Annotated in this window: 10 protein-coding genes; all 10 read left to right on the top strand. The window is 37.4% G+C overall.

Annotation, left to right across the window (positions count from 1 at the left end):
• Nucleotides 1-38 precede the first annotated feature (38 nt).
• The 10 genes from K0R77_RS08140 (at nucleotide 39) to K0R77_RS08095 (ending at nucleotide 10,318) form a co-directional block, all read left to right on the top strand.
• Entirely contained in the window at nucleotides 39-512 is a 474-nt protein-coding gene (locus K0R77_RS08140) for a DNA starvation/stationary phase protection protein (RefSeq protein WP_300350932.1), read from the top strand.
• Nucleotides 513-582: 70 nt separating this feature from the next.
• On the top strand, nucleotides 583-1,278 hold the full coding sequence (locus tag K0R77_RS08135) for a LytTR family DNA-binding domain-containing protein (protein ID WP_300350929.1): 696 nt from the start codon (nucleotides 583-585) through the stop codon (nucleotides 1,276-1,278).
• Between the two features lie 239 nt (nucleotides 1,279-1,517).
• Nucleotides 1,518-3,725 (top strand): hybrid sensor histidine kinase/response regulator, encoded by a 2,208-nt coding sequence (locus K0R77_RS08130; protein ID WP_300350926.1) that lies wholly within the window; start codon nucleotides 1,518-1,520, stop codon nucleotides 3,723-3,725.
• 13 nt (nucleotides 3,726-3,738) lie between these two features.
• Entirely contained in the window at nucleotides 3,739-4,797 is a 1,059-nt protein-coding gene (locus K0R77_RS08125; protein ID WP_300350923.1) for an NADH:flavin oxidoreductase/NADH oxidase, read from the top strand.
• A gap of 21 nt (nucleotides 4,798-4,818) precedes the next feature.
• A complete protein-coding gene (locus K0R77_RS08120; protein ID WP_300350920.1) occupies nucleotides 4,819-5,367 on the top strand; it encodes an antibiotic biosynthesis monooxygenase in 549 nt (182 codons plus the stop codon).
• A 399-nt stretch (nucleotides 5,368-5,766) separates the two neighbouring features.
• Nucleotides 5,767-6,324: a hypothetical protein gene (locus K0R77_RS08115; RefSeq protein WP_034706033.1), complete on the top strand. Its 558-nt coding sequence runs from the start codon at nucleotides 5,767-5,769 to the stop codon at nucleotides 6,322-6,324.
• 358 nt (nucleotides 6,325-6,682) lie between these two features.
• Nucleotides 6,683-7,729, top strand: coding sequence for a cupin domain-containing protein (locus K0R77_RS08110; protein WP_300350915.1), 1,047 nt, complete (start codon nucleotides 6,683-6,685; stop codon nucleotides 7,727-7,729).
• A 34-nt stretch (nucleotides 7,730-7,763) separates the two neighbouring features.
• Nucleotides 7,764-8,498: a M17 family peptidase N-terminal domain-containing protein gene (locus K0R77_RS08105; RefSeq protein WP_300350913.1), complete on the top strand. Its 735-nt coding sequence runs from the start codon at nucleotides 7,764-7,766 to the stop codon at nucleotides 8,496-8,498.
• A gap of 132 nt (nucleotides 8,499-8,630) precedes the next feature.
• Nucleotides 8,631-9,800, top strand: a complete 1,170-nt coding sequence (locus K0R77_RS08100; RefSeq protein ID WP_300350910.1) for a redoxin domain-containing protein — start codon at nucleotides 8,631-8,633, stop codon at nucleotides 9,798-9,800.
• Nucleotides 9,801-9,802: 2 nt separating this feature from the next.
• Nucleotides 9,803-10,318, top strand: a complete 516-nt coding sequence (locus tag K0R77_RS08095) for a DsbA family protein (RefSeq protein ID WP_300350907.1) — start codon at nucleotides 9,803-9,805, stop codon at nucleotides 10,316-10,318.
• The last annotated feature ends 33 nt before the right edge of the window (nucleotides 10,319-10,351 follow it).

Raw genomic sequence — 10,351 nt, 5'->3', positions numbered from 1 at the left:
AACAGAGCAATAATGCTCAAAATTTAAATCCTATTATTATGAAAACAAACATCGGACTTACAGAGCAAAACACAGACGCTGTGGCAGCACAATTGGCAAAACTTTTAGCAGACGAATTTGTACTCTACACCAAAACAAGAAATGCGCACTGGAATGTGACCGGAGAGAATTTCCACGCCAACCACATCTTCTTCGAGGAGCAGTATAAACAAATCGACGAATTGATCGACAGTGTTGCAGAACGTATGCGCAAAATAGGACATTATGCACCTGCTACAATGAAAATTTATCTTGAGCTTACGCACCTTACAGAATACAGCGATAGAACAAACGATGGTCTCGGCTTTATGAAAGATCTTTTAAAAGACCACGAAAGCATCATCGATTTTCTAAGAGGAAACATCACACCATTTGCCGAAGAATACAAAGATTACGGCAGCAGCGATTTCATTACAGGATTGATGGAAACCCACGAAGAAATGGCTTGGATGATCCGTTCATATTTCAGATAATTAAGATTCCGGAGCATCAAAAATAAAAAGGAATAATTATATTTGTGTCAATCATATAATAACTATTCCTATGAAAGCTTTAATCGTTGATGATAATGACATTGCAAGAACAACTTTGGCACATCTCGCAAAACAGATTCCGAATCTTACCATTGTCAATGAATATTCCAATGCGATTGAAGCTTACAATCATTTGCAGAACAATCACGTTGACCTGATTTTTTTGGACATCGAAATGCCCGAAATGACGGGAATTGAGCTCACGAAAAACCTTTCTGGGAAAGATATCATCATCATTTTCACCTCTTCCAACAAAGAATATGCGCTCGAAGCTTTTGAACTGAATATTGCAGATTATATCCTGAAACCGGTAATGCCTGCGAGATTTTTACAGGCAGTAAGCAAAGCTCAGTCAATTCTCGAAAGCAAAAAAGAAAATGTAGAAATGACCAACGACGAATTTCTGTTCGTCAGGGATTCCAATATCACAAGGCGTTTGAAGCTGGACGATATTTTTTACGCAGAAGCAATGGGAGATTATGTAAAGTTTTATACCCGTGAAAAAATGTTTGCGATACACGGCAAGATGAAAACTGCTGAAGAACGTCTTCCAAAGGACAATTTTATCAGAGTTCATCGCTCTTACATCGTTTCTGTAAGCAAGATTGACACCTTACAGGACGGTGGAATTATGATTAATGGAAAATTCATTCCCGTTGCCGATGCCTACAGAAAAGCACTCAACACAAGAATGAATGTTTTTTAGATAATTTTTATTTGGGCAGCTTAATCCGTCTTCCACTCCCGCTTTTTTATTTTTAGGAAAAATAAAAAGAGCTCCGTTCAAGCCGGGCTGCAACACGCAAGTTTAGACATTTTTGAATTTGACACAACATTTGTCATTCCGTAGAAATATAGACTTATTTTTTAGAGATTCAATTTTAAATCATTGCTTAGATTCCTACGGAAAGACAAACTCTATAGTAAAAAAGAACATATTCATTTATGATAAATAAACCTTCTGTAATGAACAACAAACGTTTTAGTTATTTTATAATACTGACCTTCATTGCAGGCTCTCTCCTATTGATCGCTGTACAGATCAATTCAGCCAAAAACACGAAAGAGCTCATCAAAAATAATAACAGACTTTTAAATGAGCTTCGTTCAAGCAACCATTTAAGAGAAATCGACCGTGATATTCTGGGTGTTGAAAGCAGGATCAGAGCATCCATCGCAACCAATGACACAACCCATCTGGAAGGGATCGACCAGAAAATAAATCAGATAGAAAATTTCCTCGATTCACTTTCCAAAGACAATGCAGATTCTGTAGAAGAAAAGCTTATTCATAGACTCAGCGTTCTTGCAATGGAAAAGAAAACAACAAAGGAAAAATTACTGCACCGCTACTTTTCTTTGGGAAATATGGACGACCAAACTTCCATTGCGAATCCACGGGCTAGAAAAATTTCAAATGAAATCACTTCCATTACTGCAAAAATCTATGAAAGCCGCCGGTTGCATATGGTTGAGCTTAGTAAACGAAGCGAGGAAATGGGACAAAAAGCAAGAATGTACGACATTTCTTTGCTTATTTTATTAATATTAAGCGGTGCTATTGTCGGTTATCACATCCTTCGTCAGTTCAAACGTCAGCGTTTACTGATACAGGAATTGGATGTTGCCGAGAAAAAAGCGTCGGTGGCCGCGCAAACAAAAGAAAATTTTCTTGCCAATATGAGCCACGAAATCAGAACACCCCTAAGCGGGATTTTGGGCTTTACCAATTTGCTGCAAAAAAGACCTCTGGATACAACTTCAGCCGAATTTGTATCTTCAATTCAGCGGTCGGGAGAAAATCTGATGGCAATTATTAATGACATTCTTGATTTATCTAAAATCGAAGCAGGAATGATGCGAATTACACCCGGAATATTCAGTATCAACGGATTAGTAAATTCCGTAGAAACATTTTTTGCAGAGCGCGCAAAGGAAAAAGGACTGACAATTGCCAGCAAGGTAGAAGCATCAATCCCGGATACATTGACAGGCGATGCAACGAGATTAACTCAGATTTTGGTCAACCTCCTCGGGAATGCCATAAAATTTACAGATCAGGGAAGCATTAATATTGAAATTTATAACAAACAACAAACTGAAAAAGAAGTCATTGTCGGTTTTAAAGTTACAGATACAGGAATTGGAATTGATAAAGAAAAACTGAATGAAGTTTTTGAAAGATTCAACCAGGGTGAAGATTCCATCACCCGAAATTACGGAGGAACAGGATTAGGTTTATCCATCGTAAAAAGCCTGATTTTGCTGCAGAACGGCGATATCGAAGTCAGCAGTGAACAGGGAAAAGGAACGACTTTTCACTTTTATATTCCTTACGGTATTGCAAAAGAGCAACTCAATACAATTCCTGCGGTAGATACCAATTATTTTAAAGATAAATCAAATACGCCTTTACGCGTTTTGGTAGTCGATGACAATGCGATCAATCAAAGTCTGATGAAGCACTTATTGTTGCAATGGAATATCGATTTTGAAACCGCATCAAACGGTTTGGAAGCTGTAGAATATCTTAGAAATAACGATTGTGACCTTGTTTTGATGGATATTCAAATGCCACAGATGGACGGTTATGCTGCGACTCAACAAATTCGGGAAGAACTGAAATTAAATATTCCAATCATTGCAATGACTGCACACGCTTTGGCGGGAGAAAGAGAAAAATGTATCAGCCGCGGAATGAATGAATACATCTCAAAACCGATCAAAGAAGAAGAACTTTTCAAACTGATTTCAAATTTCGGATTGAATGAAAGAAACCATAAAGAGATAAAAATTGAAGAAAAACCGCCTGTTTATCAATACATCGACCTTACTTATACGCAGTCGGTAAGCGGTGGCGACAAGAGTTTTGAAAAAATTGTCAGCCAGCAGTTTATCGATAATGTCCCTAATCATCTTCAACAATTAATAACAGCTTATCAAAATAAAGATTTTACAACCGTAAAATTACGTGCACACGACCTCAAATCCAGTGTTGCGATAATGGGATTGCTGCCCTTATTACAGGAAAAACTGGATACACTTGAAATGATAACGGAAGAAAATCCAACAGCAGAAACAATTTTAGAAGATGTAAAAAACATCATTTCACAAGCTGTTTCCGAAACAGAGGAATTTTCAAAATCACTTTAAAAATTTAGAAAAAATGAACTTATTTTCTCCTATACAACTTCGCAGCCTTACATTAAAAAACAGGATGGCAGTATCTCCAATGCAGCAGTACAGCGCAAAAAACGGAGTTCCCGGAAATTGGCATCTTGTACATTTGGGAAGCCGTGCCGTTGGTGGTGCAGGTTTAATCCTTACCGAATGTACAGCCGTTTCTCCCGAAGGATTGGCTACATTAAATGATGTTGGAATCTGGAACGACGAACAAAAAAATGCGTGGAAAAACATTGTAGATTTCGTTCACGAACAGGATGCCAAAATAGGAATCCAGCTATGGCATTCCGGCGGAAAAGGAAGCCTGAAACATCCTAATGAACGGATGAAACCACTCAGCGAGGAAGAAGGCGGATGGACAGTAAAATCTTCTTCCGCAAGAGATTTTAACGGTGTTTTCGCAGAAGAATTAACCATTCCTGAAATTCACGAGTTGAAAGTTAAATTCGTTCAGGCGGCGTTCCGTGCTGTGAATGCAGGTTTTGATACGATTGAATTACACGCAGGACACGGATATTTATTTCACCAGTTTTATTCCGCAGTTATCAATAAAAGACAGGACGAATATGGCGGAAGTTTTGAAAACAGAATCCGGTTTTTAGTAGAAACCGTTCAGGAGATCAGAAAAGCAATTCCTGAATCGATGCCTTTGCTGGTAAGGATTTCAGCTGTTGATTATATAGAATCTGAAGAAGCCTGGACCTTGGAAGACAGCATTGCCCTTTCAAAAATACTGAAAGAAAATGGTGTAGATTTTATCACTGCTTCCGGTGGCGGATTTACCAATGTGAGCAAAGACAGGGTGTTTCCCGGTTACCAGGTTCCGTTTGCAAAAGCTATTAAAGAGCAGACAGGAATTCTGACAGGAGCTGTCGGAATGATTACAGAAGCCCGACAGGCGAATGATATTATTTTAAATGAAGAAGCAGATTTAATTATTATTGCAAGAGAACATTTACGTGATCCTTATTTTGCCATTCATTCTGCTAAAGAATTAGATATTGAAATAGAAATTCCGTGGCAGTATAAAAGAGCTTTTTAAATCTAAACAAAAACATCAGTTATGGAAAATCAAGGCGCATCCGTTGTTATCACCCACCATATTTTGGATGGAAAACGACAGGAATATGAAAAATGGTTAGACGAAATCGTTCCCATCACGAAGCATTCGGAAGGTTTTATTGATTTGCAGATTGTACGTCCGATTCCTGATTTGACTTTTGTTTATACTGTGATTATCCGCTTCGACACCATCAGCCATCTTAAACACTGGATGGAATCTGACAATCGAAAAAATCTGATTGAAAAAGCAAATCCGTTATTCCGGAAAAACGATAATTACAAAATAAACTCCGGTCTCGATTTTCTTTTCGAATCTGAGAATGAAGCCAAAGTTCCCGTTCGCTGGAAGCAATTTCTGGTGACCTGGTCTGCCATTTATCCGTTATCACTTCTGATTCCCTTATTTGTATTACCTTTTTTAAGATTTTTACAAATTCCTGTCAATCATTATTTTGATGGGTTTATCGTTTCAGGATGTATTGTTTTTCTGATGGTATTTGCAATGATGCCGAATTATACCAAACTGATTAGAAAATGGCTTTATAAATAAATTAAACCACTGATCATAAAATCCGTTTCAATACTTTTGAAGCGGATTTTTTTTGTTGTTAAATTTCTAAAAACGACAGTCTGTTTTGAATAAAACAACGATTAAATTCGTGCATTCGTGGCTATTCATTGATATAATTTAATGGAAGGTCATATTTTTTGCTACGAATGCACGAATTTTTTATAACTGAATCTGGTAAAAATTTCTATTTAAAACAACCCTTTTTGGAACAAAACAACTTTTTCTTTTATTAAAAAAAACCTTCCGTTCAAAATTGTTATCTATTTTTCTATTTAACGATCCATTTTGCCTGTTCATCGAATGGCAATTGATTTTGAATTAATCTGATAATAGCTTTACATCATCAAATTAATACAAACAATCAAAATTCTAAACATTATGGAAATTATTCAAACACCAGAAAACGCATTGTCTCATTCTACTGTAACAGCGATCATCAATGCGCCTATCGAAAAAGTAAACATCGCAGATTGGTTGTTAAATCTGCCGGATGCAGAATATCAAAGATGTTCTACGCAACACATCGGAGCAGCTATCTCTTCAACTTATGACGGCGAACCTGTATCATTAAATGTTGAAACCATTGGTGATGCACTGATGGTTCAACATTATGTAGCTGTGGAACACCGTGCGGATTATTGCAGAATGCTATCGATTTCAGATTCTATCACCAAAGCCGGCCGTACTAAAGTTCAGGTTTTATGGGAACTTAAAGCGACAAAAATTGATGATAATACGACATTGTATACCAACGAAATTCACGCAACAGCAACGCCCGAAATGTTTGAATACCTAAAAGAACACAACGTGAACCTTGCTGATGCTGCGGCTTCAAGACAGGCTGCTTCTGATGCACATAATCATGAAGAAACGCCAAACTTTGCAAAAAGCATCGAAAACAAAGCGTTGACAGGAAAATACAATCAACCTTTTTAAAAATAACCATATAGTTATTTTATTAAAATCATTGGAATATTCCAGTGATTTTTTTATTTATAATAACATTATTTTCCGGGGTTTGTCATCCGTAGGAATCTAAGTTATTCTTTGTAAATACGTAGTTGAGATTCCTACAGAATGACAAACATTATGTTTATTTCTTAATCTGTGTATTATTTAACATTTGCCTGAACAAAAACCAGATTCTATTTTAAAAGCCCCAACTATTTTTTTCAAATTCCCAACGACTGTTTTTGCCCATTCACCGAAAACAACTTACAAAACGAATGATTCCTCAGTAGCTTTACAGTAGAAATAAAGACAAACTCTAATAATCACATTAAAAATTACTATTATGAATACCGAAAACTTAAGCTTCAGATACGAATTAGAAAAAAAAGTTCCCCGCACTAATGATGGCGGAACAACAAGAGGAGCATCAGTAAAAGATTTTCCGGCTTCTATAGGCATTGCGGGGGTTTCTATGAGACTGCAGCCAGGAAGTATGAGAGAATTGCACTGGCACGCCAACGCTGCAGAATGGGCTTACGTAATTTCCGGAACGGTGCGTACAACAATTATTCATCCGGACGGACACAGTTATGTTGATAATTTTGAACCAGGTGATGTATGGTATTTTCCAAAAGGTTACGGACACTCAATTCAGGCGACAGGAACAGAAGAATGTCATTTTATTTTGATTTTCGATAATGGTAATTTTTCCGAAGATCATACATTCAGTGTTACAGATTTCGTATCAAGTATGCCTCCTGAAATTGTTGCACAAAATTTAGGTTTAACGCTTGAAGAAGTCGCTGCATTACCACAAAAAGAAGCTTATTTCGCTGCCGGAATTGTTCCTGACGAATTATCATTTACCGCAGCTGCCCGTCCTGAAGAATCTGATATAGAATTACTCAGTTTCCACCGTTATCCTTTGCATTCTCAGCAGCCGAGAATCATTCCCGGAGGAGGTTTGCAAAGATTGGTTACCAGCAAAGAATTCCCGATTAGCAATACAATGTCTGGTTCTATTTTGGAATTGCAACCGGGCGCTTTGAGAGAAATGCATTGGCATCCCAACGCAGACGAATGGCAGTATTTTATTTCCGGAGAAGCAGAAATGTCGGTATTTTTAGCAGAAGGAACGGTTGTAACGGAGCAATTCAATGCAGGTGATGTGGGTTATGTTCCAATGGGAGCCGGACATTATATCAAAAATACAGGAGATATGGTTTGTAAAGTCCTTATTGGATTTAACAGCGGTGTTTATGAATCTATTGATTTAAGCGAATGGCTTGCGGGAAATCCAAAAGATGTTGTTGTTACCAATTTTGGTTTGAAAGAAGGTGAAACAGAAAAATTCCCTTCTAAGAAAGTATTTATTGAGCCTAAAAAATAAAATTTCCTTCATATTATTCTAAAAATTTTACATTATGAAAACCTTAAATATAAAAAAGGCCACACAAATTGGTTTATTTGTTTCAATGTTTTTTGCAACATCACAAATCTATTTTTCACAAACCACAGTACAGACCACGCCTGCAAACACTTCCAAGATCTGGGGGAAAGTTGATGGAATCGCGATCGAAGGAATGGTACAAGGGCCGTCCACAGAAGTCACACCTTTACAGATTGCCTGCGTTTTTGAATATACGGAAGGTGATATTTTCAATTCGCCGCCCGCTTTACCTGAAGCTGTAAATGGAATGGTTCATCTTGACAAAAGCCTGAACGGTATCCTCACAGAACTCAGAAAATCAGGTAAGTTTGCAGGACATTCACTGGAAACATTATTAATAACACCACCTTCAGGAACCATCGGAGCAAAAAAATTACTGTTGATTGGATTGGGTGACAGGAATAAATTCACACCCGAGCTGATGCAGCAAGTTGCTACTGTCGGTATGGAAGAAGCGTTGCGATTGGGGGTTACAAAATATGCTTTTGCAACCGACCTGAAAGATGCAGGAATAGATTCGCCCACCGCAGAAGTTGCAGGATACGGCGTAACCGGAGCCATCAACGCTTACCGAACTCAGGCTTTCCTGAAGGGTAAAAAGATGTCTGCCTACAAACCAATCGAGAAAATAACATTGCTCGCAGGACCTGCATTTTTCACAACTGCCGGAGAAGGAATTCAAAAAGCGATTGCTGCTTTTAATAAGTAGAGATTATTAATTCATATTAAATAGCCACAAATGCAAAAATTTAATAATCATTATTTTTCTTTTAAATGGAAATTCTACTAGATTCAATTATAAAAAATTAGTGATTTCGTGGCAAAAATATAACCTCTCAAAATGGAACAGTCAATAATTTCTTCAGCAAGCATTTCAGTTTTACCTGACCCAATCAGGAAGCAGGAAAGATTGGCGGTATTCTTAGCTCTGATTGCAGGATACATCGATGCGACAGGTCTTATCAAATGGAAAACCTACGTTTCTTTTATGAGTGGAAACACGACACAGTTGGGTGCAGCATTTTCTACTGATAAATTTGGAGTTATTATAACATCAGTTACAGTTATCATTCTTTTCCTACTGGGGGTTTACGCAGGAACTTGCCTGTCATTATGGAAGAGAATTAAGAACCAAATATTAACATTTTACATAGTTTCTGGAATTCTTATTTTCTATACAATAATTGCTTATTTTTATAATATCAATAATATTTCTTCAATTGCAATTATTGGTTTTTCGATGGGATTGATGAACACGATTGTAACTTCCGTAGGAAACCAAAAAGTGAATACAGATTTCGTAACAGGAACTTTGAACAGCTTGGCAAGAAACACAGCAATGTTGAGTATGACTAAAGATAAGGCGAAAAAAGAAGAATATAAATCCAATGCCATTCGTCTTTTACTCTTGTGGATTGGCTTTTTGTCCGGTGCGTTCATCGCTCCTATCCTACTCGATTATTCAGGAAAATGGACTTTTATTCTTCCGGCTCTATCATTACTGATTTGCGGATTATTGATTTCAAAAAATAACTATAAAACTCATATTATGTTACAGAAAAATGATGTTGCTCCTGATTTTACATTATTTGCAACGCCCGACCAGAAAATTAAACTCTCAGAATTCAAAGGAAAGAATGTTATTCTCGCTTTTTATCCGGCCGACTGGAGTCCGGTTTGCAGTGACCAAATGGCTTTGTATAATGAAACATTGAAATTTTTCAAACAATATGACGCGGAACTCTTCGGTATTTCTGTAGACAGCAAATGGTGTCATTTGGCTTTTTCACAATCCAGAAATTTACATTTTCCATTGTTAGCAGATTTTGAAGCTAAAGGAGAAATCGCCAGAAAATATGGCGTTTACGATGAAGAAGAAGGCGAATGCAAACGCGCATTATTCGTCATCAACAAAGATGGCATTATCGAATGGAGTTATCTGTCACCAACGGCCATTAATCCCGGTGCTGACGGAATTTTAGAAGCTTTAGAAACACTTAAAACAAAATAATTATGTCATTAAAACCAGCGGTCAGCAAAACTGACCACGCACAAGGCAACTTAGATGCCGATTTAGTTATCGTAGAATATGGAGATTATCAATGTCCGTATTGCGGAGCTGCTTACCCTGTTCTGAAAGAATTGATGAAAGAGTTCGGAAGTCAAATCAAATTTGTTTTCAGAAACTTCCCATTATCAGAAATGCATCAATATGCAAGACCGGCGGCACTCGCAGCAGAAGCAGCCAATTTACAAGGGAAATTCTGGGAAATGCACGATGCAATCTATGAAAATCAGCAAGATTTGAATGAGAATTTCCTTATGAAACTGGCGGAAAAATTAAAACTGAATATTCCTCAATTTGAAAAGGATCTGGAAAGCACCGAACTGGCAAATAAAGTTGATGCAGATTTTGAAAGCGGAATCGTCAGCGGAGTGAATGGAACACCTTCTTTCTTCGTTAACGGAAATAAATTCAACGGAAGTGCGGAAGATCTGCTAGAATTAGTAAGAGAAAACGTAAAATAATGCCGAATCGTCCGCAGCCCGACTTGAGTGGAG

It is taken from the genome of Chryseobacterium sp. (assembly GCF_029240215.1).
In the GTDB taxonomy this organism is placed as follows: Bacteria; Bacteroidota; Bacteroidia; order Flavobacteriales; family Weeksellaceae; genus Chryseobacterium.
The sequence above is the reverse complement of the archived record's forward strand: the minus strand, read 5'-3'. Positions and strand labels throughout refer to the sequence as shown.

Bases quoted from the DNA above. Each gene is read 5' to 3' on its own strand.
- K0R77_RS08125 (WP_300350923.1), top strand. From the start codon at position 3,739: ATGAACTTATTTTCTCCTATACAACTTCGCAGCCTTACATTAAAAAAC.
- K0R77_RS08110 (WP_300350915.1), top strand. From the start codon at position 6,683: ATGAATACCGAAAACTTAAGCTTCAGATACGAATTAGAAAAAAAAGTT.
- K0R77_RS08105 (WP_300350913.1), top strand. From the start codon at position 7,764: ATGAAAACCTTAAATATAAAAAAGGCCACACAAATTGGTTTATTTGTT.
- K0R77_RS08095 (WP_300350907.1), top strand. From the start codon at position 9,803: ATGTCATTAAAACCAGCGGTCAGCAAAACTGACCACGCACAAGGCAAC.
- K0R77_RS08115 (WP_034706033.1), top strand. From the start codon at position 5,767: ATGGAAATTATTCAAACACCAGAAAACGCATTGTCTCATTCTACTGTA.
- K0R77_RS08135 (WP_300350929.1), top strand. From the start codon at position 583: ATGAAAGCTTTAATCGTTGATGATAATGACATTGCAAGAACAACTTTG.
- K0R77_RS08140 (WP_300350932.1), top strand. From the start codon at position 39: ATGAAAACAAACATCGGACTTACAGAGCAAAACACAGACGCTGTGGCA.
- K0R77_RS08120 (WP_300350920.1), top strand. From the start codon at position 4,819: ATGGAAAATCAAGGCGCATCCGTTGTTATCACCCACCATATTTTGGAT.
- K0R77_RS08100 (WP_300350910.1), top strand. From the start codon at position 8,631: ATGGAACAGTCAATAATTTCTTCAGCAAGCATTTCAGTTTTACCTGAC.
- K0R77_RS08130 (WP_300350926.1), top strand. From the start codon at position 1,518: ATGATAAATAAACCTTCTGTAATGAACAACAAACGTTTTAGTTATTTT.